Source organism: Leptolyngbya subtilissima AS-A7, from assembly GCF_039962255.1.
Classification (GTDB): domain Bacteria; phylum Cyanobacteriota; class Cyanobacteriia; order Phormidesmidales; family Phormidesmidaceae; genus Nodosilinea.
Window position 1 is genome coordinate 377,208 of the sequence record NZ_JAMPKY010000006.1, and the last position, 21,820, is coordinate 399,027.

The following is a 21,820-nucleotide window of genomic DNA, read 5'->3' on the forward strand; positions in this document are numbered from 1 at the left end:
AATTAAATCCAAGCAGCGCTAGGGACTTCGCAACCATCTCAGCATACTGATTGGGCATCTATTGAGATGGCACTACTAGCTCCAGGGGCGTAGCCGTGGTTAACTGGCCTGCGCATTCAGCGGCTAGATACTGCTGACTTGCTCGACGATAACCCCAGCCTCAAACCTTATTTAACTGAAGTTCTTGGTAAAGCCTATCCAAGGGGATTGAACTCGCCTCTGGTGAAATCCACCTGCCTAGCCGCACTTTCCCTTCCCAGTGCTCCTACAGCTTGGCCGAAATGCTGGGTACCAATTTTTTTCTGGCGAACCCAGTGATCTAATCGCTAAGAACAATTAGACCCAACCTACGGAAACACCGTCTTGCTATCGTCACTTTCAAGTGGCCGATGCCCCTATGCCTGGGCAGCAACCGTTACATTCCGTTGCATGGATTAGAAAGTTTACGAATGTATAGAAAGATCGCTTGGGGCTTGGTGTCAGCGGCGATTTGGGAAGCACGGGGGTCAAAGCCTAGCCTCTATTTGGAGGGCGATCGCACTCCTCACCCCTCAAAGCCCGCTCCCAAAGGGGCAAGCCTCCAAATTTAGCCGTCTCTTACCGATCAGAGCCGCTTACAGACAGGCGTTTCAGAATGCTTACTGCCCTAGAAGATTTAAGATTCACCTATTTGCTATTGTTCTTAATTAAATAAAGTTAGAACCTAAAATTTAGGCTAACGCCTTGGAAGCCTGCAACAGCCCTTTTTAGCGGAAGAGCGGTTTTTCCTTATACTCAGCAGGTTTCGTCTCAACTTTGCGGGGCTATCTATTCTCAGTCCCCCTTCCCAAGGCCTGGGCGGTATCGTCATAATCCAAACAGCCGAAACACCTTGGGCCGCGTAGGCAACTGCGTAGACCCTATTTGTTGAACAGCCAATCTAAGTCCAGTGGGTAGAACGTCTATCCAAAAAGATGGCCCCTGGACTTGGGTTTGGCCCTATCCGCCCTAGACGAGTATTTTCCCCTATGGATCACCAGACATTAAAGCTTTCTGTGTATGGGAAAGGGGGCATTGGTAAGTCCACCACCAGCTGCAACATCTCGGTGGCCCTGGCCAAGCGGGGCCGCAAAGTCTTGCAGATTGGCTGCGACCCCAAGCACGACAGCACCTTTACCCTGACCGGGTTTCTGATTCCCACCATCATTGATACCCTGCAAGAAAAGGACTTCCACTACGAAAACGTGTGGGCCGACGATGTGATCTATAAGGGCTACGGCGGCGTGCACTGCGTTGAGGCAGGCGGTCCTCCCGCTGGTGCAGGCTGTGGCGGCTACGTGGTAGGCGAAACCGTGAAGCTGTTGAAGGAACTCAACGCCTTCGACGAGTACGACGTGATTCTCTTCGATGTGCTGGGTGACGTGGTCTGCGGCGGCTTTGCGGCCCCGCTCAACTATTCTGACTACTGCCTGATCGTGACTGACAACGGTTTTGACGCGCTGTTTGCCGCCAACCGCATTGCCGCCTCAGTGCGCGAAAAAGCCCGCACTCACCCCCTGCGCCTAGCAGGGCTGATCGGCAACCGCACCTCAAAGCGCGACCTGATCGATAAGTACATCGAGCACGTGCCCATGCCGGTGCTGGAGATTTTGCCCCTGATCGAAGACATTCGCATCTCGCGGGTGAAGGGCAAGACGGTGTTTGAAATGGCCGAAACCGACCCCGCGCTAGATCCGGTCTGTCAGTACTACCTGAACATTGCCGACCAGATCTTGGCCCGTCCCGAAGGCGTAGTGCCTAAGGATGCTGCCGATCGCGAGCTGTTTAGCCTGCTGTCTGACTTCTATCTGAATCCGCCTGAGGGTGCACCTCAGCAAGAGAAGGAGGAGATGGATCTGATGATGGTTTAGATGCTCTGCCCTCACCCCCCAACCCCTCTCCCAGAGGGCGAGGGGAGCCAAGCTGATTCATTTTCCCTCTTCTTAAGGGAGAGGGCTAGGGTGAGGGCCACACCTATGCTGCAAAAATCCCCCTTGATCAAGTTCTAATCCTGAGTCGCTGCATTATCATCGGTACGCAGCCGTCTGGCGGCTATCTATAAGCGATTTAGCAAAGAGTCAGGATTATGGCCTTTTTCGAGAACTTTACCCAAGTCATTCGCCAAAAGTGGTTAGATTACGTGCAATCTAACCGAGCCTGGTTGACGCTGCAAATGCAGCAGACCTCAGTGCGGACCCCCGATGGCGGTCGCCGACCATCCTCCTTTTTGGTGCTGGGGGTGGTGAATGCTCTAGAACCCAAGCTGTCGAACTTGATGGTGCCCTTCTACAAGCTCAACTCTGACGAGGACGCGCTGGTAGAAGTGCTGGGGCTCAACTTTGACCCCGAGATGGTGTTAGATAACCCTGATCACACCCAAACCATCGAGGCCAACGATGAGCAACCGCTGTTGCCCGATAGCCCAGATATGTAAGCCCATTCATAGACTCGTACGGTAGCGGTTTTCTGGTTTAATCAATCTCTGGACACGAGGTTGGCGAACCCCGCCCGAGGCATCTGTGAACAGCAAACAACTGCGGCGATCGCTCAAAATCAAGTGGTTAACCTACTACCGCGACAACCGCGAGTGGATCGACAAATTGGGTATATGGGTAACAAGTAACGGGCAGCGGCGACCCTCGTCGGGCTTTATCTTGGGAGCATTGGCCACCCTAGAGCCTGACCTGACCAACCTGCTACCCCTGGTGGTGGATTTAAGCAGCAACCCCGATCGCATTATTTCTGCCCTGGGTTTAGATATCAGCCCGATGAAGGAGCTAGCAGCGCTAGAAAAGGCACACAAGATGTTGCCCAGTAGCGCTCAGGCCGAGGTTTCTCTAGCTTCAGCCGAGCTATTGACCATCGACGCTCCGCCACCGCTCTCCCCCGCCTACGACGACGAAGCCTGCTCAGGTGCAGGCGGCAGGGAGGATGATCGACCCAGGCCATAAGTCCTTCACTAGGGAGATACCCCGACGATGACCCTGGCCCAAGCTCAACCCCAACCCTCCGCTCTAGAATTTGACTGCGACACCGGCAACTACCACACTTTTTGCCCGATCAGCTGTGTGGCGTGGCTGTACCAAAAGATTGAAGACAGCTTTTTCTTAGTTATTGGCACCAAGACCTGCGGCTACTTTTTGCAGAATGCCATGGGGGTGATGATTTTCGCCGAACCCCGCTACGCTATGGCTGAGCTAGAGGAGGCTGATATCTCGGCCCAGCTCAACGATTACGAAGAACTGAAGCGGCTGTGTGAGAGCATTAAGCGCGATCGCAACCCCTCAGTGATCGTCTGGATTGGCACCTGCACCACCGAGATCATCAAGATGGATCTCGAAGGGCTGGCCCCCCGCCTCGAAGCCGAAATCGGCATTCCCATCGTCGTCGCTCGCGCCAACGGCCTCGACTACGCTTTTACCCAGGGCGAAGATACCGTGCTGGCCGCCATGGCTCAGCGCTGCCCCACTGTTGAAGAAGCTGCCGCCAAGCAGCCCGCAGTAGCTAAGGAAGAGGCGAAGGGCGGCGGCATCCAAAAGCTGCTGGGCCTAGGCCGCAAGAAAGAAGACGAAGTAGTGGTAGCTGAAGAAAGCGAATACCACGACCACCCGCCTCTAGTGCTGTTTGGCTCGGTGCCTGACCCCATCGTCACCCAGATGACCCTGGAACTCAAAAAGCAGGGCATTAAAGTTGATGGCTGGCTGCCCGCCAAGCTCTACACCGACCTGCCCGTGGTTGACGAAGGCTATTACGTTGCTGGCATCAACCCTTTCCTCTCGCGCACCGCTACTACGCTGATGCGCCGCCGCAAGTGCAAACTGATCGGCGCACCATTCCCCATCGGCCCCGACGGCACCCGCGCCTGGATTGAGAAGATCTGCTCCGTCTTCAACATCGAGCCCCAGGGCATGGAGGAGCGCGAAGCAAAAATCTGGGAATCGGTAGAAGACTACCTGGAAATCATTCGCGGCAAGTCAGTCTACTTCATGGGCGACAACCTGCTCGAAATCTCCCTGGCTCGCTTTCTCACCCGTTGCGGCATGACGGTGCAGGAAATCGGCATCCCTTACATGGATAAGCGCTACCAGGCGGCGGAGCTGGCCCTGCTAGAGAAAACCTGTAACGAAATGGGCACACCGTTGCCCAAAATCACCGAAAAGCCCGACAACTACAACCAGATTCAGCGCATTCAAGAGCTGCATCCTGACCTAGTGATCACCGGCATGGCCCACGCCAACCCGCTGGAGGCGCGCGGCATCAACACCAAGTGGTCGGTGGAGTTTACCTTCGCCCAAATCCACGGCTTTGGCAACACCCGCGACATTCTAGAGCTAGTGACGCGGCCCCTCCGCCGCAACAACAACCTCAAAGACCTCGGCTGGGAGAAGCTAGTTAAGGAAGAAGCGAACGTGTAGCCATATTTGCACGCCAGGGTTCTTCGAGAACCCTGGCGTCTAGAGCAAAGTCTGTAGAGACTATCTAGGGTAGTGATTGCCTAACCTCAGTCACCGTATCTTGCGATGAATGCTAGTGTGATTGTTGATACTAGCTTCCGCGAATTACGGGGATTCTCTATGGGCTACGTCTCTTGTATGGAAGATGAGAATGAGCGCAAAGATAATTTTTGGAACTCTGCTGTAAATGAACACAAGAGTCCAAAGTTACCCAAAGGTTCGGCAAAGCAGCAATGGCTAGAAGAAAAGTTAAAGAGTGCTGAAATAGCTTGGCTAAAATGAGTAACCAACGGCATGAGGAACATGAGAAACGGCTGAAGGCAGAAGAAAAGGCTGCACAGCTTTCTCAACAGAGAAAGAATATACAAAAAAGCTTTAGTCAATCCGAACAAAGGATTCTAGATCTAGAGCAAGAGATAGAGTCTCTAAGGAAAGAAAATAAGGCACTTAGCACACAGATCAAAAGATTCCAGGAACGCCTGGCATCATATAAAAGAGACGACAATATAGCGAAAGAGACTTCCAAGAGCTTTGCTGATCAACTAGAAAATGTTAAGCCTGTGCTTTTGGGCGGAGTTAATGAGCATAAAGACCGTAAAGCCAACATCACGGCTGATGCGCCGAAAATAGATTCTGATACGGTCAGCACCGAAGCCATGGAGAGAACGATGACAGCTCATTTCGGCCGTAGACAGCCATCTAAAAAGAAACATCGAGCCTAAATATTCTTTTTTGTCTAAACCTGTTGCAGGAAACTACTCGTAACAATAGACGAAGACTTATTCACCGAGGAAAGGCTGGCCGCGCCTGCTCTGGAGACAAAGACAAGTTGAGCACTAAAACATTTGGCAAGCTCAAAATAGCGCTAAGATTTCGGTGCTTTCGCTGGTGGAAAGCTGCGCGATCGCGTCAGAATTTTCTCAACGTCTTGGTTGAACAATTACCTCGACGAATTCAAATTACCTTGGGCGGAAATTTTAGGTAAACAACCAATTTGCTGTGATGCGAGTCTTGCCCTCTCTATAGGTTACGACCGCCGCCCACAGTTTGAGACCCAATTTTCCCTAAGATAACTAACCGAGGCTCGTCTAAGGTAAGAGCTGGCGATGCAATTATCATTCTGCAAAGAGTTTGGACTTCAACAAAATCCACACCTTGTTTGAGCTTTTTGAGTGACTCTTATTCTCATCAAACTCAAATTCCATCGCCTCTGACTCGCTTACTTAGTCATTCTCAACAATGTTGCCGAGGTAAAGCTGCACAAATGCTTTAGCAGCTACTGGATTTAGCATCTTGAGAGCTTGGGTAATCTGAGCAATATTTTCAGCGCTGGGGTCAAGTCCGTGGTACCAACGCCCAACATTGGCGCGACTAATATCCATCGTCACCGCCAGTTTATTCTGGCTAATGCTGTAGGTGTCTAAAACCTGCTTCAGTGCGTCGCTTGCCCTTCCCATGATCTAATCCTGGCAGAGCCGCACACGAAGGTAAATGTCACAATTGTGGATACATCGCACCTATGTTAGTGTCACAGTTGTGACTACATTGCACTGGTATCTCCATGTCAGAAGAATTCATTCCCAACAGCGAGATCTATAGCGCCCCTCCTGGTAGCACGGTCCCTACCCCGACCAGCCGCGAACCCGTCCACATCACCGTCATCGGCTCTGCCACCGGCATTGATACGGTGGTCAAAATTCTCCATAGCCTTGGCTTTGCCGAAGCTCGCGCTTGGAGTAAGCTTCAGATTGACCCCAACACCGGCAGACCCATGCGCGTGCTCACAAAGTGGCTGCGGTATTAATCAAATCCCATGTGCAACGCAGACCGGCAACTCTATTCACGCCTTGCCATGGCTCAGTGGTAAAAGAGCAAAAAGCCCCGAAGGAACCTTGCCTTCGGGGCTTTTGAGTAGATTTGATCAGATACAAATTCTGGCTAGATCGACAGGCCCAGGCGTAGGCCCAAAAAGGCGTGGACAAACATCACCGCCAGAGCAAAACTGCCCAGGTAGGCGTGGGCGGTGCGCAGAGAATCTTTGCCGCCGCCAAACTTGGTGATCGAGATGGCCCCGTTGAGGGCTAGTAGTGCGATCACCAGACTGCCCGTCCAAAAGTGGGGGCTTTGGAAGATATCTTTTTCTTGCATCACCAGCGACAGCACCCCACCGGTATAACCCAAGCTAATAAAGGTAAACATCCACAGGGCCAGGCGCTTGTGGGTGTGGCGGTTTTCGGCTTTTTTCTCTACGTCATCGTCGCCGATGCGGCCCTTCCAGCCCATGTAAGCGGTAAAGCTGCCCATCACAAAAATCACAATGCCCATCATCGCCGGGTGGCCCCAGTGCACAATCGGCTCGGGGGTGCCAAACCCAGCAAAAAAGTCGGCAATGGGCTGCAAGAACCCGCGAATGCTAGAAACCATCACTATCTCCCAACAAAGTAAGCGCCATCCCTAAGGTGCCATATTTTCTCTACCGAAAGGCATAGGGCATGGGTATCCCGAAACCAAAAGTTATGTCATGGAATCGTGGCAAGCTTAATCCGTAGAATTTTATTTTGGCTTAAAACTCAATCTTTGCCTACTAAAATAAGGCAATGGACCTGGATGACCTTGATATCAAAACCCTATCCTTTCTCTGCCAGCGAGGGCGCATGACCTGGGCTGAGCTGGCGAGTCAGCTGGGGCTGTCGGCTCCAGCGGCGGCCGATCGCGTCAAACGCCTTGAAGAGCGCGGCATTATCACGGGCTACAGTGCCCAGCTCGATGCCGAAGCCCTGGGGCTAAATTTGACTGCATTCATTGCCGTGACGCTCGACCAACCACACCACCGCAAGGGCTTTTTAGCCGCAGTGCAGGCTACGGCTGAAATTTTGGAATGCCACCACGTCACCGGTGACGATGACTACCTATTGAAAGTGCGCTGCTGCCACACTCGCGCCCTAGAGGCATTGATTACCCACGGGCTGAAAGCGATCGCAGGCGTCGTCAAAACCCGCACTCTGATTGTGCTCTCCACAGTCAAAGAGACTCAGGTGCCATCGCTGGATCATTTGCGAGATTCCTAGGGAGGGGTCATGGAAAGCTGGACACTGCTGAGGGGCATGGGGTTGGGGCTGGCGATCGCAGTTCCCGTTGGCCCCATTGGGTTGCTCTGCATTCGGCGATCACTTACCCAAGGCCAGCTCATGGGGTTGGTCACAGGGTTGGGAGCCGCCACCGCCGACGGCATCTACGGCAGCATTGCCGGGTTTGGCCTGACTGCGATCGCCGATCTGTTGGTTAAGCACACCCAGGCCATGCAGCTCATCGGGGGCGTGTTTCTCTGTTATTTAGGCTTCACCACGCTGCGAACCGACCCTGCTACCGAGGCGGCAAAGGTCTCTAATCGAGGGCTTTGGGGGGCCTACGCTTCTACCTTAGTGTTGACGTTGACGAACCCGGCCACTATTCTTTCTTTCATTGCGATTTTTGCTGGGCTGGGTCTGGTGGGCAATAGTCAATCGTGGGGAGCCTCACTAACCTTGATTTTTGGGGTGTTTTTGGGGTCTGCTCTGTGGTGGCTGTGCCTGAGCTGGGGTGTAACGCTTTTTAGCCAAAAGCTGACACCCTCCCGACTTAAGTGGTTAAATCGGCTGGCCGGTGCCGCTATTTTTGGCTTTGGGGTAGTCGCTATTGCGCTCACCTTTAAGGGCTAAACTCCAGATTCCTACTCCAGGTACTGCCTGTGACCATGCTGCGAACTCATCCGTTTTCTTCTGCACCGACCCGGCGGCCTGTTGCCGTAGCCTGGGGACGATGGCTGAGCCTAGGGTTAGCCCTGGTATTGGTCAGCTGGCTGGCGCTAACAGCGTTTCCCAACGCCCAGGCAGCGCCGCCTGAGCTGATGGCTCAGTCAATTCAAGATCTGCAAAATAAGCAAAAAACCCTTGAGCAGCAGCGCAACGAACTCCAGCAGCAGCAAACCGAACTGCAAAATCGCCAGGCCACTTCAGAATCTACCCTCAAGGGCCTAGAGAATAGCATTGTCTACACCGCCAACCAAATCAACGAAACCGAGTTTCGCCTCAACCAGGCCGCGAAAGAGCTGAAAGATTTTGAAGCCAAGCTCGCAAAAGCCGAAGCCGATTACGAAAACGTGCGCACTGGCACTGTGGCCCGGCTTCAGTATCTCCAGCGGCAGCAGGGCAGCGAGGGCTGGGCAGTGCTACTGCAAAGCCAGAATTTTAATGAGTTTCTAGACCGCCAGTACCAGCTCAAGCGGGTTTACGCCTCCGATCGCCAGGTGCTGGCCGACCTCAAGGCCCAGGCCGAAGCCATTCAAAAACAGAAGGCCGCTGTCGAAGAAAAGCGTAACCAGGTCGCCCTGCTACGCCAGCAGTTGCTCTCCCAAAAGCAGCAGTACGAAGCTGAAGCCAGCGAAGAAAAGCAGCTAATCTCTCGTTTGAGGGATCGTCGCGGGGCCCTAGAAGCCGCTGAGGCCCAGCTTGCCCGCGACTCAGAGCAGGTTGCTGGCCTAATTCGTCAAAAAATTGCCGCCAGCACAGGGGTAATTCGCGGCACCGGGCGATTTGTCTTCCCCGCTAACGCCAATATTTCGAGCGGGTTTGGCAACCGGGTGCACCCCATTTTGGGCTACAGCCGCTTCCACGGTGGGATAGATTTTTCGGCCAGCTATGGCAGCACCATTCACGCCGCCGACTCGGGCCGGGTAATTTTCTCAGGCTGGTATGGGGGCTACGGCCAAGCGGTGATCATCGACCACGGTGGCGGGCTCAGCACCCTCTATGCCCACTCCAGCCGTCTGTTTGTTAGCGAGGGACAGTCGGTGCAGCAGGGTCAGGCGATCGCCGCTGTCGGCTCCACCGGCCTCTCTACTGGACCACACCTGCACTTTGAAGTGCGGCAGAACGGCAATCCGGTGAATCCGGCGGGGTATTTGTAGGAAGTAATGGAGTAGGAAGGTAGGGAGTAGGGGGTTAGGGAGTTTGTTAGTAGGTTCAATCACCCGCACCTATCCACCCCTTAACCCCCTACTCCCTACAGTTTTTAGCCCAGGCTCTTTTTCAAATGAGCCATAATGCGAGCCTTACGGGGGTCTTCGCTCTTAGCGGGAGTGACGCCGGCGAAGTTGATTTTGCTGGTTAGGGCAAGGTGCTGCTTAATTTGATCTTTACTAGCCACGAAGATACCTCAGAGAAACGAACAGGGAAAGCCTAAACGACCAAGGCACAGGCCCTGGCAGTTCAGCCTGGGAATGGCATCCCAAAATATTCTCCCTATAGACAATTTAATGCATGTGTCCAGGGTTACTGCAAACTCCTGGAATCAATGGCTAGATAGCAGTGGTCGGCACAGGCGTTGCGCCCAACCTTTGGTGCGGTGTCTGAAACCCTAAGGCTGCGGTAAGAGCGATCGCGATCGGCTAGCTCATTCCCAAAACGGTGAAGGGGGTTAGGACCGTAACCTGGGGCGGTGAGGGCAGCTTTGCCATATTTGAGTTTGTGCCGCTGTTTTCTCCGGTGCTCGTCTGATTCGGAGAGCTGCTGTTTGAGTAGACAGACCCTAATTTGATTTCTTTTTAGGATTAACCCTGTCTTACTCAAATTTCTCTGATTTGGGTTGAAAACACTTTAAAGCTAAGCTTATACCCCGCTTAATCTATTACTAAAATTACAAATCAGACTGTTCATGGCCCCAATGGCAGCGTTGAATAATGGGGTCTGAGCTGGTAAATTTTAGAGCAGACAGCTGTAAATCTCGCTTGAACCACGGGTGGCCAAGCACGAGCCATAAGTTTTCTTAATGCAAAACACAGATGATTTATGGACTAAGTTACTCTTAACCCTAGAGTCAGAGGGTAGAATTTAGCTTGATTTTCAGCTTTGGACGGCATCATGCATTATGGCAGACTCTGGAACTTCTCCGATTAGTGAAAACTTTGATTCTTTACCCCGCGAGGTTAGGGTTGATAACCTCCGCAACGTTCTAGAAACCCTGCAAATTGCCGACGAAATCGCCAAACAGGGCTATCTAATCACCAGCTCAGAACTGGCCGATTTGATGGATGTGAACGCCAGCGCCGTGACGAGTCGAGGCGAGTTTTGGGCCTGGCGCAACTGGTCAGTGTCGCGAGTGCGGCGCGAAGGTAACCAAATTCTTTGGCAGATTGAGCGTATCGACTAGAAACTTTTGAACTGAGGAATTTAAAACTTTGGCGGTGAGCTGTGACTCGCTGCTGGTGATACTTGGCGACTCCCGTGCCACTTTTCAACCTTCAGACAAAGTCTCTGCTCACCGCCACCTCTCATCTCCCCATCCACTCCCGCAGCACTGGCAGCACTGGGCAGGGGTTCGCCGCCTGCACATTCTCTGGCTTGCTCCAGGTAAACGGGGCCTGCTGGGCCGCAGACATCCACAGCAGGCGCTTGGCGCGGGTCATAGCAACGTAGAGTAGCCGGTATTCTTCGGCCGCTTTGAGGTGCTTGGCCTGCTCCCAAGCCGAGATGATGTCAGGAATTTCGCCTTGCCCTGGGGCAAAACCGGCGTGGGCGTGGGCGCGAATCTGCGCCCGGGCCACCTCTGCTAGGGTAAAGTCGCCCAAAAATTCGCCCTGGGGTGGCACCCACAGGGTACCAGGGATGGTTTTGTCGTGGAGAAAGGGCAGAAACACAACATCCCAATCAAGCCCCTTGGCCTTGTGCATGGTGATCAGGGTGAGCTGGCCGGGGCGGGCATAGAGCGAGTCGGTATCTTCGGTGTCGACGGCGGTGAAGCGCTCGGAGCCCACAATATCCTGCAAAACGGCGATCGCAGCCGCCAGCGTGTCGTCATTGCGAATTTGCTGGCTGACGCGAGCGGCGAGTTTGTCGGCGGTGGCCAGCTCGCTCTGGTTGTAGCCCAGGGTGAGCCCGATGAAGGAGAACAGGCTGTAGGGAGGCAGTTCGAGGCGCGATCGCAGCAGCCCGGCACAGTACCGCCGCGCTATTCGTGCTGCCTCAGTGTCGGGCGGCGCATCCAGTGGGCCGGGGTAAAGAAACTGCTCAGGAGCCTGGGCTAGGGCGTTGAGATCTTGGGTGGGCACCCGCTGGCGATCGACCAGCACCCGCAGCGCTCCTTTGAGGCGATCAGCTGAGTGGGGCCGCTCAATGAATTGCAGCAGGGTGAGCATTTCTTCGGGCACCTGAGTTTGGCGGTCTTGCTCACCCACGTCGTAGAACTTCAGGCCCATGGCGGCCAGAGCTACGCCCCCTACCAGGTCAGGATCGCGCAGCAGGTTGCCAACAAATTGCCCCTGTCGACCCTCCCGCACGAGAATGGCAAAACTAGTCTCAGGATTTGCAGCGTAGAGCTCGCTGACCCGCTGGGCAATCAGCTTGACGGACTCTAGCGTGGTTGACGGCGAGAAAATTTCTACCCCAGCCCCCAGCGGCTCTGGGTTGGCCCCAAGTTGCGGGTCGTCGGGGTCTACGGGGGCGATCGCCTGATTACGAAAGGGAGTCTCTGGCCCAGCCACCTGCGCCTGGTTAACCCAGGCCAGCATGCGGTTGGCAGCGGCCATAATGATGCCGCTGCTGCGTCCGGCCTGATCCATCGTCACCAGGCGACCCTGGCGGCGGCAGTCGTCGCAGAACTGGTTGAAGAACACCGGGTCTGCCGGCGTAAACGTCGAGTTGATCGCTTGGTTAGGATCGCCCACCCGCACCAGGTTAGGCTCCCCATTGGGGTCGTCCGGATTAGCCGCCAGAAGGGTCAATAACCGAGTCTGCAATGGTGACGAATCCTGCGCTTCATCTTCGAACACGGCGAAGGTGCGCCCCTGCCAAAAGCGGCGGCTGTCGGGGTCATCTAGGGTACGGAGGGCACCTAGGATCATGGCGTCGTAGTCAATCCAGCCCCGTTGCGAGAGCAGGGCTTGATAGCGATCGTACAGGCCGGCCGCAATGGTGAGCACGTCGTAGTCTTCAACATCTCCTGGTAGAAAGTGGTTGACGTTTTGAGCCAAATCTATCAAGGCAGCAGGCAGTAACCCCGAGCTTTTAGCTTCGCGAATCACTGTATGGGCCAGGCTGGGCAGTACCTCGGTTCGCAATACCGACTGCCGCCTGAGCTGCTCGGTTTCTTCACCATCAAACTGTCGCCCTTCGATCAGGCGGTAGTAGGAGTTGGGGTTGGCTACAATCCACTGCTCTACGCAGGCCCGCAGAATGCGGTTGTTTTGGGAGGGCGAAACCAGCGTCAGCGTATCCAGGTTCAGGTTGGAGAGTTCAGGGTTGCGGGTAGCGATGCTGAGGGCTAGCCCGTGCAGCGTCGAGACCGTAAAGCTGGTCTGGGGAAGCCCGAGAGTCTTTAGGTGCCCGCGCACCTTGGCTTTAAGGTTCGCCGCTGCCGATCGCGTGAAGGTAACCAACACCAGCTGACGGTTGAGATGAAGCTGGTGGCGGGCGATCGCGATCGCCGCCGCCGCCGCCATGCCCGTAGACTTGCCCGAGCCCGGCACTGCCGACACCGCCAACCGCCCCCCGGCCCAGTCGGCCAAAGCCTGTTGACCCCGCCGCAACCCGGCGCGAATCTCTTGTAGCGCGGCCTCGCGATCGACGGGTACTGCCGTTGTCATAGGGCTTCTCTGGGGGTTGCCCTTTTAGGATAGCGAGTGGGAGACAGGAAGATGGAGGCGGTAACAGTTCTACCCACTCTCCTACCTATCCACCCTCCTACCCATCTACCCCTTCACTCTCTTACCGCCTCACCCGCTCTCGAATCCGCGCGGCGAGCTGCTTCGTCTCAGGTATCGGCAACAGGAATGCGCCAATTATGAAGAGCAGCAGCCCCACCCCACCAGGAATCAGCAGTTGCAGCAGCAACACGCCAAGGCCTTGGGTGCCAAGCCAAGCTTCCAGCCACTGGAGGGTACCCCAGGCGGCGGTGCCAGCCACAAAGCTGAGCAAGGTGAGTAGGGCGATCGCGCCACTCCATTCTCCCAGCGGCAGCCCCCGCAGTCGCCGATGCAAAATCACTGTCAGCGCCAGGGTCGAAAACACGTTCACCCCCACGGTGGCTAGCACTAGCCCCGGTGCCCCCAGCCAGCGAATGAACCAAAAGGCCATCACCACGTTTAGGCCAATGTTGATCAGGCTGATGCGAAAGGGCGTCTGCCCATCGCCCAAGGCATAAAACACCCGCACCAGCACGTCGCGAGCCAGGTACACAAACATGCCAATGCCGTAGACCATCAGGAGCGAAGTCACCAGGTTCGAGGCCTCTTGGTCAAAGGCACCCCGTTCATAAATCACCCGCACCATGGGCATGGCCAGCACCACAAACATCGCCCCCAGGGGCAGCATGGTCAACGCCGTAAACAGCAGGCTTTGACGAATGCGGAGCTTGAGTTCGGGCCAGTCTGCGGGGTCAGCCAGACGGGCAAACATGGGCAAAAACGGCACCAAAATCACGTTGGAGATAATGCCTAGCGGCGTTTGTACGAGCAGGTTTGCGTAGCTCAGCGCCGCCGCCGTACCGGGAATAAACGAGGCAAAAAACAGGTTGGTAAACAGGTTGATTTGCAGCATTCCCGACGACAGCGTAGCGGGCAGCAGCACCTGCATCACCTCTTGCACCTCAGGCATCGACCAGTCAAAGCGCAGCCGAGGCCGCCCCAAACCAGACTTCCATAGGGCAGGGAGCTGCACGAGCCATTGCAACACGGCCCCGCCCAGCGTGCTGCCCGCCAGCACCGCGCTACCTACCATAAAAAACTCTGGGCTGGTCATGTCGCTGCCGATCGCCCCATAGAGCAGCCCCAGCCCTACTAGCACCGCGCCACTAGAGAAAATTGGGCTAATCGACGGCAGCCAAAACTGGTTATCGGCGTTGAGCGCCCCAAAGCCAGTGCCGATCAACCCCGCCAACAGAGCCATGGGTGCCATGATGCGAAGCTGCAACACCGCCATATCCCTAGCCACAGGGTCGTTTTGGGCCAGGCCAGGGGCAATGGTGTTGATAATTGGACCCGCCAGAAGAATCAGCAGCAGCGATAGGCCAATCAAAATCAGCCCGACCAGCGTATTGACGGCTTCGATTAGGGCGGCAGTGTCTTTGCGGTCTTGCTGCCGCGCCACTACGCTGACGATCGCACTATGAAACGGTCCGTTAATGCCCCCCAGCAAAATCAGCAAAAAGCCGGGGATGATGTAGGCAAAGCTGTAGGCATCGGCCACCGGCCCCACCGCAAAGGCCGCCCCGATCGCCTGCTGACGAAACAGCCCCACAAACTTGCTGAGGATGGTGGCCACGGCCACAATGCCAGCAATATTGGCTAGCGATCGAGAGGGTTTGGCGTCTGACACAGGGCCTCACAGGGGGTGAACAGCAGCGGAGCCACCGTTGGCATCCAGAACCATCCCCCATTTAACTGCATTATTGAACTTGCATCGGGTCAATACACAGGAGCTATTGCACTTGATTACGGTTTCCAGGTCTGGCTTAGAAGTGAGCCAGAATAGAGATGTAGCGCAACCCGCTGTAGGTAGACTATCTCTGCAATTTGCTGCCTCAGCCCCAGGGTATGCAGCTAGGGAAATTCTCTGGCTGTGGGCTATTCTCTGTCACCAGATCGCACCATGTACGCTTCATCTTCAAAACTACCTCTAGATCACCAGGCCCTTTTGCGAGAAAACCAACGTCTCCTGGCCGAAAACAATGCCTTGCGCCAAGAAAATCAGCAGCTTCAGCAGCTAATTCATCAGCTAGAGCGGAAAGTACGCCGCTATTCGTAGACTGCGATCGCCCTTGAGACCGGTCTTTGACAGTCGCTCTCACCGCTGCAACCCGGCCTGTGATTTTTAGCTGACCGTGGGTAGCATGTCTTCATAGACCTGCTACCGGCTCGCTTCACAATGCCCCTGGGCCACCGTTCAAAACCAAAGCGCCGTCTGCTGATCGCCGCAATTGTGGGGGGTGTGTTGGTCACTAGCTTTCCGTTTGTGGTGGTGGGTGGGCTGCTGGCCAAAACCAACTGGGATGAGTGGCAACACTGCCGGGGCTACATCCAGTTCAACGCTGCGCAGTGGAACGACCCAGTTCTCAGCGCCGAGCCCACCTACGTTCGTCTTTGCATGGTGGATGACCTGCTGGCAAAATACCTGCTGCTAGGCAGACCCCAGAAGGGTGTGATCGAGCTGCTCGGCCAGCCAGAACCCCAAAACGGCTTTGCCGGCTACGATATGGTCTACATGCTAGGGCCAGAGCGCAAGTTTATTAGCATCGACTACGAATGGCTGGTGATTAAACTCGATGCGGCGGGCCACGTTAGCGATGCTGCGATCGCAACTGATTGAGGGTTTAGCAGTCTAGCCAGGGATTTGTCTTGGGAGCATGGCCCGCTATGCCCCCAAGTTGCGCTTACGATGCTTTCGCTGGCCTGTATTAAGCCCCATACTTTTTCAGCGCCGTCGTATCCCAAGCCTGGTCGACTTCGCGAGGCAAATCAAAACTATCCGACTGAAGAACTTCCTTCAAATCGGCAGCGAGCTGCTGCGACTTAGCCACCAGCTTTGGCATATCCATTTCGGTTTCGGCCACCTCGCGCATAGCCTTAATGTCGTGATGGCGAAAGATGCGGGCGGCTCGGTGGGCGTGGTAAGCCCGAAACCCTAACAGCTTCAAGGCCTCAGCACCCAAGCTCAGGGCCGACTCAAAGGTTTCCCGCTCCACGACGGCAACATCCCGGCGCAGCAGTTCATAGGCATGGCGACGATCAATAGCCCGCGCCAAAATCTTCAGGTGGGGAAAGTGCTGTTTCACCAGGTCAATGGTTTGCAGCGACCTTTCCACATCGTCGATCGCCATCACAAACAGCTTGGCATCAGCGGCCCCTGCCGCATAAAGCAGCTCAATGCGCGACGAGTCGCCATAAAACACCTTGTGGCCAAACTGACGCAGCAGGTCAATGGTGGCCGGGTCGTGGTCTAGCACCGTAGTCTGAATCCCGTTGGCAACCAGTAGGCGGTTGACAATCTGGCCAAAGCGCCCAAAGCCCGCAATGATCACCGGAGTTTCGCCATCGTCGATGGTGTCGGGTTCTCGCTGCTCGCCCTGGCTCACAAAGCGGGGCTGCACCAGCCGCTCATTGGCAATCATCACCAGAGGGGTAAGGGCCATCGACAGGGCCACCACCACGACCAGTGGTGCGGTAACAGTCGTCGGCAAAACCCGGCTTTGCTGGGCAAAGGAAAACAGCACAAAGCAAAACTCTCCCCCCTGAGCCAGGGCCATGGCAAACAGCAGATTCTGGCTGAGCGACTGCCGAAAGAAACGCCCCAGGGCCACCAGCACCAGCCCCTTGAGCAGCATCAGCCCAATGACCAAGCCCAAAATCAGCAGGGGCTGGCGGGCCAGCACATTAAAGTCGATGCTGGCCCCCACCGAGATAAAGAACAGGCCCAGCAGCAGGCCTTTGAACGGTTCAATGTCGGTTTCTAGCTCGTGGCGATACTCGTTATCGGCCAGCACCACCCCGGCGACAAAGGTGCCCAGAGCAGGCGATAGCCCTACCATCTGCATGATCAGGGTAATGCCAATCACCAGCAGCAGGGCTGTCGCCGTAAACATCTCCCGCAGGCGCGTATCGGCAATAAACCGAAATACTGGCCGCATCAAAAACCGACCGACCACAATAATGCCCCCCACAGCCCCCATCACCAGCAGGGTTCGCTGCCAAGCGGGTAAGCCTCCGCTGGCCTCGGCCGTGGCCACCAGCACTGCGGCATGGGGGCCGGTCGCAGTCTGGCCCATTTCCAGCAGGGGCAGCAGGGCCAGCATGGGAATCACTGCAATATCCTGAAACAGCAGCACCGAGAAGGAGGCCTGCCCCGCCTCGGTTCTCATCAGGCCCTTTTCGTTTAGGGTTTGCAGCACGATCGCCGTCGACGAGAGCGATAAAATCATGCCGATGGCCAGGGCCATAGTCCAGGGCAGGCCCACCAGCAGGGCAATCAGGGCGATCGCCCCGGTGGTCACCGCCACCTGCAAGCCCCCCAGCCCCAAGATTGGCCCCCGCAGCTGCCACAGCAGCGAAGGCCGCAGCTCTAGGCCAATCAAAAACAGCATCATCACCACGCCGAATTCGGCGAAATGCATGACGTCGTCTTGCTGTTCTCCCACCAGGCCCAGCACAAAGGGGCCGATAATCACTCCCGCAATCAGGTAGCCCAGCACCGACCCCAGCCCCAGCCGTTTGGCCACGGGCACCGACAGCACCGCCGCCGTGAGGTAGATAAACGCCTGAAAAAAAAAGTCTTCGCTATGCATGGGGGGCCACCTCGGGAGCGAGCAATACCTGGCTCAAATCTTGGTTGAGCTGGGTCAGGCCAGGCAGCGCCGCCCAGTTGATTTGGTTATCGCGCAGGGCCTGAAGCAGGGTGCGGTACTCTTGGGCGCGATCGCTGATTTCGGGGCCGTCAAGCAGCTGGTGGGTGCCGTGGACAACAAACGGCGGCAGATAGTCCATGCCGCACAGCCGCGCGGTTTGGGCAAAGGGGGCTAGCAGCTCGGCGATGGTGTAGTAGTTGTAGCCTTCCCGCTGATAGGCCTGATTGCTGCCGCCCGTCGAAATAGCGGAAAGGCATTTTTTGCCTTGCAGAGCTGTACCCTCGTGGCCGTAGGCAAAGCCATATTCGAGCACCAGGTCTTGCCACTCTTTGAGAATGGCGGGGCTGCTATACCAGTAAAAAGGGTGCTGCCACACCACGATGTCGTGGTCGATCAAAAGCTGCTGCTCGCGCTTCACATTGATATGGAAGTCGGGATACTCCTCATAGAGGTCGTGGAGGGTGACCCCCTCTAAGTCGGCGATCGCCTGCACCAGCCGACTGTTAACACGGGACTTGTTGAGGGCAGGGTGGGCAAAGAGCACCAAAATCCGGTTGGAAGGAGTCATAGCCACAGAAAAAAAGAGCAGATTGGCCCTAGCGCGATGACCCTACGGAGTCGGTTTGAGGCCATCGGTTTTGCCACCGCAACTGTATACGATCTAAGCCATCAGTGGCGGTGCCCCACCTATCCTTCTAGTTACATAGCTAATAAAAGTCCTGGCTCAACTACCCCGAAGAACCAGGACTCTTGAGAAGCGGAGAGTCTCCATCCGTCTCAAGGTTAGGAAGTGGCAGAGGGCGATCGTAGGGAGCCGCTCACACACCTCAGATTATTCAAAATGCTGAAAAGAAGACTCTTGTTGTGGGTAAGTATTTGGGTGAGTCTTGTGTAGGGTGGCACAGCCCACCGCTAGAGATCTTTTTCGTTAGGAACTTGCTTGAATAAAGAATTTCTTTTTCTCTTAGAAAAAGGTGTCCGGCGAGCGGGGTGGGTTGGCTCATGGGAACCCACCCGTTTACGCCAGGGGTGTAAGGTGGGCAATGCCCACCCTACGAGGGATTAGCTATCCCAGTTAGCCAAATCGACTGGAGGTCGAGGCTATCAAGAAGGCCGCGTAGGTGAGGATGTAACCCACCGTGAAGTGAGCCAGACCCACAACCCGACCCTGGATGATGGACATGGCAACGGGCTTGTCCTTCCAGCGAACCAGGTTCGCCAGAGGAGTGCGCTCGTGGGCCCAAACCAGAGTTTCGATCAGCTCCTGCCAGTAGCCCCGCCAGGAGATCAAGAACATGAAGCCAGTAGCCCAAACCAGGTGCCCAAAGAGGAACATCCAGGCCCAAACCGCGAGGTTATTCATGCCGTAGGGGTTGTAGCCGTTGATTAGCTGCGACGAGTTAAGCCACAGGTAGTCGCGGAACCAGCCCATTAGATAGGTCGAGTTTTCGTTGAACTGGGCAATGTTGCCCGACCACAGGGTGAGATGCTTCCAGTGCCAGTAGAAGGTCACCCAACCAAGGGTGTTCAGCATCCAGAACATCGCCAGGTAGAACGAATCCCACGCGGAGATGTCGCAGGTACCGCCACGGCCAGGGCCGTCGCAGGGGAAGCTGTAGCCGAAGTCTTTTTTGTCGGGCATCAGCTTCGAACCGCGGGCATCCAGCGCACCCTTGACCAAGATCAGGGTGGTGGTGTGCAGGCCGAGGGCGATCGCATGGTGAACCAAGAAGTCGCCAGGGCCAATGGTCAGAAACAGCGAGTTGGTAGTGCTATTAATGCCATCTAGCCAGCCGCCGAGCCACACGTTGCCGTAGTTAGGCCAAGCCGTCGTCGCAAGGCTGTCCGGGTTGGATAGGAGAGTATCCATGCCGTAGAGCAGCTTGCCGTGGGAAGCTTGAATCCATTGAGCAAAGACTGGTTCAACCAGAATCTGCTTTTCGGGGGTGCCAAAGGCCACCACCACGTCGTTGTGCACGTACAGACCCAGGGTGTGGAAGCCCAGGAATAGCGACACCCAGCTTAGGTGCGAGATGATTGCTTCCTTATGCTCCAGCGCGCGGTATAGCACGTTGTTCTGGTTGGCTTTGGGGTCGTAATCGCGCACCAGGAAGATGGCCCCGTGGGCGAAGGCCCCCACCATAATGAATCCAGCGATGTACTGGTGGTGGGTATAGAGGGCCGCCTGGGTGGTGTAGTCCTTAGCAATAAAGGCGTAGGGCGGCATCGAGTACATGTGCTGCGCCACCAGGGAGGTGACCACCCCTAGGGCCGCTAGGTGAAACGCTAGCTGGAAGTGCAGCGAGTTGTTGTAGGTGTCGTAAATGCCCTTGTGGCCTTCCCCAATCGCACCGCCAAAGGGAGTGCCTTCGGGGGGTCGGTGCGCATTCAGGATGGTCTTCATGTCGTGGCCAATACCGAAGTTAGTCCGGTACATGTGGCCCGCAATGATGAAGATCACCGCGATCGCCAGGTGGTGGTGGGCAATATCCGTCAGCCACAGCGCATCGGTTTGCGGGTGAAACCCACCCAAGAAGGTGAGAATCGCTGAACCGGCCCCGTCACTGGTGTTAAACACGTGGTTTGGCGTGTCTGGGTTTTGGGCATAGACCCCCCACTGACCGGTAAAGAAAGGCTTCAACCCAGCGGGGTGAGGCCGTACCGAGAGGAAGTTATCCCAACCCACATGCTGCCCCCGAGCTTCGGGAATAGCCACGTGAATCAGGTGACCGGCCCAAGCCAGCGAGCTGACGCCAAACAGACCAGCCAGGTGGTGGTTCAGGCGAGACTCAGCGTTTTTGAACCAGGCCAGGCTAGGCCGAAACTTGGGTTGAAGGTGCAGCCAGCCAGCGAACAAAAAGATCGCCGACAAAACTAGCAGGAACAGGGCACCGCTGTAGAGGTCAGCATTGGTGCGCATACCGACGGTGTACCACCAGTGGTAGACCCCGGAAAATGAGATGTTAACCGGATAGCTGGCCCCGCCTTGGGTGAAGGCATCCACAGCGGGTTGGCCAAATTGCGGATCCCAAATCGCGTGAGCGATTGGTTTCACACCCAGCGGGTCTTTCACCCACTGCTCAAAGTTGCCTTGCCAGGCGACGTGGAACAGGTTGCCTGAAGTCCACAAAAAGATGATTGCCAAGTGGCCAAAGTGGGAGGCGAAGATCTTTTGATAAAGATTCTCCTCCGTCATGCCATCGTGGCTTTCAAAGTCGTGGGCCGTGGCAATCCCGTACCAGAGCCGACGCGTGGTCGGATCTTGGGCCAGGTCCTGGCTAAATTTTGGGAATTTAGTTGCCATGAATCAAAACAGGTTTGATGTACGAATGGGTCAGAAAACGCAATTCGTTGAAGTGCAGCAGATTGGGGTTGGTAGGGGCACAGCATGCCGTGCCCCTACGGGAATCCCATGACCAAACGGGTCATCCCACCGCGATAATTCGAGCCAGGAAGAAGGCCCACGTCGTGGCAATCCCCCCGAGGAGGTAGTGAGCCACACCCACAGCCCGACCCTGAGTGATGCTCAGAGCGCGAGGCTGAATAGAAGGCGCTACCTTCAGCTTGCTGTGAGCCCAAACAATGGACTCAATCAGCTCTTGCCAGTAGCCACGGCCACTGAACAGGAACATCAGGCTAAAGGCCCACACAAAGTGAGCACCCAAGAACAGCAGACCGTAGGCCGACAGCGCCGAACCGTAGGAGCCGATTACCTGGGAGGCCTGAGCCCACAGGAAGTCGCGCAGCCAACCGTTGATGGTGATGGCGCTAGCCGCAAAGTTGCCACCCGTAATGTGACTTACCGTGCCATCAGGGCTCACCGTGCCCCAAATGTCAGACTGCATCTTCCAGCTGAAGTGGAAAATTACAATCGAGATCGAGTTGTACATCCAGAACAGGCCCAGGAACACGTGGTCCCAACCGGAAACCTGACAGGTGCCACCCCGACCCGGACCGTCGCAGGGGAACCGGAAGCCCAG

General features: G+C 55.8%; 22 protein-coding genes and 1 pseudogene. 14 read left to right on the top strand and 9 right to left on the bottom strand.

Annotated elements, in window-relative coordinates:
- The first annotated feature begins 138 nt into the window (after positions 1-138).
- The 7 genes from NC979_RS15440 to NC979_RS15470 all read left to right on the top strand — a co-directional run bounded on the left by NC979_RS15440 (position 139) and on the right by NC979_RS15470 (position 5,194).
- Positions 139-318: a hypothetical protein gene (locus NC979_RS15440; protein WP_347403891.1), complete on the top strand. Its 180-nt coding sequence runs from the start codon at positions 139-141 to the stop codon at positions 316-318.
- 689 nt (positions 319-1,007) lie between these two features.
- On the top strand, positions 1,008-1,889 hold the full coding sequence (bchL, locus tag NC979_RS15445; RefSeq protein ID WP_190515558.1) for a ferredoxin:protochlorophyllide reductase (ATP-dependent) iron-sulfur ATP-binding protein: 882 nt from the start codon (positions 1,008-1,010) through the stop codon (positions 1,887-1,889).
- 215 nt (positions 1,890-2,104) lie between these two features.
- Positions 2,105-2,452, top strand: coding sequence for a DUF5331 domain-containing protein (locus NC979_RS15450; RefSeq protein ID WP_190515561.1), 348 nt, complete (start codon positions 2,105-2,107; stop codon positions 2,450-2,452).
- Positions 2,453-2,537: 85 nt separating this feature from the next.
- Entirely contained in the window at positions 2,538-2,969 is a 432-nt protein-coding gene (locus NC979_RS15455) for a DUF5331 domain-containing protein (RefSeq protein WP_190515563.1), read from the top strand.
- Positions 2,970-2,996: 27 nt separating this feature from the next.
- Positions 2,997-4,433 (top strand): ferredoxin:protochlorophyllide reductase (ATP-dependent) subunit N, encoded by a 1,437-nt coding sequence (locus NC979_RS15460; protein WP_190515565.1) that lies wholly within the window; start codon positions 2,997-2,999, stop codon positions 4,431-4,433.
- A gap of 105 nt (positions 4,434-4,538) precedes the next feature.
- Positions 4,539-4,754: a hypothetical protein gene (locus NC979_RS15465; RefSeq protein ID WP_190515567.1), complete on the top strand. Its 216-nt coding sequence runs from the start codon at positions 4,539-4,541 to the stop codon at positions 4,752-4,754.
- Positions 4,751-5,194: a hypothetical protein gene (locus tag NC979_RS15470; RefSeq protein WP_190515571.1), complete on the top strand. Its 444-nt coding sequence runs from the start codon at positions 4,751-4,753 to the stop codon at positions 5,192-5,194. Before NC979_RS15465 ends, NC979_RS15470 begins: the two co-directional genes overlap by 4 nt.
- A gap of 501 nt (positions 5,195-5,695) precedes the next feature.
- Here the strand turns inward: NC979_RS15470 and NC979_RS15475 are convergent.
- Complete coding sequence (locus tag NC979_RS15475) at positions 5,696-5,929, bottom strand: helix-turn-helix domain-containing protein (RefSeq protein WP_190515573.1); 234 nt, start codon at positions 5,927-5,929, stop codon at positions 5,696-5,698.
- Positions 5,930-6,033: 104 nt separating this feature from the next.
- Between NC979_RS15475 and NC979_RS15480 the strand changes: the two genes are divergently transcribed.
- Complete coding sequence (locus NC979_RS15480; protein ID WP_190515576.1) at positions 6,034-6,276, top strand: hypothetical protein; 243 nt, start codon at positions 6,034-6,036, stop codon at positions 6,274-6,276.
- Positions 6,277-6,410: 134 nt separating this feature from the next.
- On the opposite strand, the gene NC979_RS15485 is transcribed toward NC979_RS15480, so the two are convergent.
- Entirely contained in the window at positions 6,411-6,896 is a 486-nt protein-coding gene (locus NC979_RS15485) for a DUF4079 domain-containing protein (RefSeq protein ID WP_190515578.1), read from the bottom strand.
- A 173-nt stretch (positions 6,897-7,069) separates the two neighbouring features.
- Between NC979_RS15485 and NC979_RS15490 the strand changes: the two genes are divergently transcribed.
- From NC979_RS15490 to NC979_RS15500, 3 genes are read left to right on the top strand one after another with little or no spacing between them, the layout of a single operon-like run.
- The gene (locus NC979_RS15490; RefSeq protein WP_190515580.1) at positions 7,070-7,540 is read left to right on the top strand and encodes an Lrp/AsnC family transcriptional regulator; all 471 of its coding nucleotides are present in this window, start codon (positions 7,070-7,072) and stop codon (positions 7,538-7,540) included.
- A gap of 9 nt (positions 7,541-7,549) precedes the next feature.
- Positions 7,550-8,170 carry a LysE/ArgO family amino acid transporter gene (locus NC979_RS15495; protein ID WP_190515582.1) on the top strand — a complete coding sequence of 207 codons (621 nt, stop codon included), beginning with the start codon at positions 7,550-7,552 and terminating at the stop codon, positions 8,168-8,170.
- Between the two features lie 35 nt (positions 8,171-8,205).
- Positions 8,206-9,417, top strand: a complete 1,212-nt coding sequence (locus tag NC979_RS15500) for a murein hydrolase activator EnvC family protein (RefSeq protein WP_190515584.1) — start codon at positions 8,206-8,208, stop codon at positions 9,415-9,417.
- 104 nt (positions 9,418-9,521) lie between these two features.
- On the opposite strand, the gene NC979_RS15505 is transcribed toward NC979_RS15500, so the two are convergent.
- Positions 9,522-9,656 carry a hypothetical protein gene (locus tag NC979_RS15505; protein WP_255524785.1) on the bottom strand — a complete coding sequence of 45 codons (135 nt, stop codon included), beginning with the start codon at positions 9,654-9,656 and terminating at the stop codon, positions 9,522-9,524.
- Positions 9,657-10,376: 720 nt separating this feature from the next.
- Between NC979_RS15505 and NC979_RS15510 the strand changes: the two genes are divergently transcribed.
- On the top strand, positions 10,377-10,658 hold the full coding sequence (locus tag NC979_RS15510; protein WP_073610147.1) for a hypothetical protein: 282 nt from the start codon (positions 10,377-10,379) through the stop codon (positions 10,656-10,658).
- Between the two features lie 121 nt (positions 10,659-10,779).
- Here NC979_RS15510 and NC979_RS15515 read toward each other — a convergent pair whose 3' ends face one another.
- Together NC979_RS15515 and murJ are read right to left on the bottom strand one after the other, a co-directional pair.
- On the bottom strand, positions 10,780-13,089 hold the full coding sequence (locus tag NC979_RS15515) for an ATP-dependent helicase (RefSeq protein ID WP_190515586.1): 2,310 nt from the start codon (positions 13,087-13,089) through the stop codon (positions 10,780-10,782).
- Positions 13,090-13,210: 121 nt separating this feature from the next.
- Positions 13,211-14,818, bottom strand: a complete 1,608-nt coding sequence (murJ, locus tag NC979_RS15520; protein ID WP_190515588.1) for a murein biosynthesis integral membrane protein MurJ — start codon at positions 14,816-14,818, stop codon at positions 13,211-13,213.
- A 273-nt stretch (positions 14,819-15,091) separates the two neighbouring features.
- Between murJ and NC979_RS15525 the strand changes: the two genes are divergently transcribed.
- Both NC979_RS15525 and NC979_RS15530 read left to right on the top strand, forming a co-directional pair.
- A complete protein-coding gene (locus NC979_RS15525; protein ID WP_190515591.1) occupies positions 15,092-15,247 on the top strand; it encodes a hypothetical protein in 156 nt (51 codons plus the stop codon).
- A 120-nt stretch (positions 15,248-15,367) separates the two neighbouring features.
- Positions 15,368-15,808 (top strand): hypothetical protein, encoded by a 441-nt coding sequence (locus tag NC979_RS15530; protein ID WP_190515592.1) that lies wholly within the window; start codon positions 15,368-15,370, stop codon positions 15,806-15,808.
- 88 nt (positions 15,809-15,896) lie between these two features.
- Here the strand turns inward: NC979_RS15530 and kefC are convergent, their stop codons facing one another.
- The 4 genes and pseudogenes from kefC to psaA form a co-directional block, all read right to left on the bottom strand.
- Positions 15,897-17,780: a glutathione-regulated potassium-efflux system protein KefC gene (gene kefC, locus NC979_RS15535; RefSeq protein WP_190515595.1), complete on the bottom strand. Its 1,884-nt coding sequence runs from the start codon at positions 17,778-17,780 to the stop codon at positions 15,897-15,899.
- Positions 17,773-18,408, bottom strand: a complete 636-nt coding sequence (kefF, locus tag NC979_RS15540) for a glutathione-regulated potassium-efflux system oxidoreductase KefF (protein ID WP_190515597.1) — start codon at positions 18,406-18,408, stop codon at positions 17,773-17,775. Before kefF ends, kefC begins: the two co-directional genes overlap by 8 nt.
- A gap of 507 nt (positions 18,409-18,915) precedes the next feature.
- Positions 18,916-21,144, bottom strand: a complete 2,229-nt coding sequence (gene psaB, locus NC979_RS15545) for a photosystem I core protein PsaB (protein ID WP_190515600.1) — start codon at positions 21,142-21,144, stop codon at positions 18,916-18,918.
- 121 nt (positions 21,145-21,265) lie between these two features.
- A pseudogene (psaA, locus tag NC979_RS15550) lies at positions 21,266-21,820 on the bottom strand (photosystem I core protein PsaA); the annotation flags it as partial.

Coding starts and splice junctions, on each gene's coding strand:
- bchL (WP_190515558.1), top strand. CDS start 1,008: ATGGATCACCAGACATTAAAGCTTTCTGTGTATGGGAAAGGGGGCATT.
- NC979_RS15450 (WP_190515561.1), top strand. CDS start 2,105: ATGGCCTTTTTCGAGAACTTTACCCAAGTCATTCGCCAAAAGTGGTTA.
- NC979_RS15460 (WP_190515565.1), top strand. CDS start 2,997: ATGACCCTGGCCCAAGCTCAACCCCAACCCTCCGCTCTAGAATTTGAC.
- NC979_RS15465 (WP_190515567.1), top strand. CDS start 4,539: ATGAATGCTAGTGTGATTGTTGATACTAGCTTCCGCGAATTACGGGGA.
- NC979_RS15470 (WP_190515571.1), top strand. CDS start 4,751: ATGAGTAACCAACGGCATGAGGAACATGAGAAACGGCTGAAGGCAGAA.
- NC979_RS15475 (WP_190515573.1), bottom strand. CDS start 5,929: ATGGGAAGGGCAAGCGACGCACTGAAGCAGGTTTTAGACACCTACAGC.
- NC979_RS15480 (WP_190515576.1), top strand. CDS start 6,034: ATGTCAGAAGAATTCATTCCCAACAGCGAGATCTATAGCGCCCCTCCT.
- NC979_RS15485 (WP_190515578.1), bottom strand. CDS start 6,896: ATGGTTTCTAGCATTCGCGGGTTCTTGCAGCCCATTGCCGACTTTTTT.
- NC979_RS15490 (WP_190515580.1), top strand. CDS start 7,070: ATGGACCTGGATGACCTTGATATCAAAACCCTATCCTTTCTCTGCCAG.
- NC979_RS15495 (WP_190515582.1), top strand. CDS start 7,550: ATGGAAAGCTGGACACTGCTGAGGGGCATGGGGTTGGGGCTGGCGATC.
- NC979_RS15500 (WP_190515584.1), top strand. CDS start 8,206: ATGCTGCGAACTCATCCGTTTTCTTCTGCACCGACCCGGCGGCCTGTT.
- NC979_RS15510 (WP_073610147.1), top strand. CDS start 10,377: ATGGCAGACTCTGGAACTTCTCCGATTAGTGAAAACTTTGATTCTTTA.
- NC979_RS15515 (WP_190515586.1), bottom strand. CDS start 13,089: ATGACAACGGCAGTACCCGTCGATCGCGAGGCCGCGCTACAAGAGATT.
- NC979_RS15525 (WP_190515591.1), top strand. CDS start 15,092: ATGTACGCTTCATCTTCAAAACTACCTCTAGATCACCAGGCCCTTTTG.
- NC979_RS15530 (WP_190515592.1), top strand. CDS start 15,368: ATGCCCCTGGGCCACCGTTCAAAACCAAAGCGCCGTCTGCTGATCGCC.
- kefC (WP_190515595.1), bottom strand. CDS start 17,780: ATGCATAGCGAAGACTTTTTTTTTCAGGCGTTTATCTACCTCACGGCG.
- kefF (WP_190515597.1), bottom strand. CDS start 18,408: ATGACTCCTTCCAACCGGATTTTGGTGCTCTTTGCCCACCCTGCCCTC.
- psaB (WP_190515600.1), bottom strand. CDS start 21,144: ATGGCAACTAAATTCCCAAAATTTAGCCAGGACCTGGCCCAAGATCCG.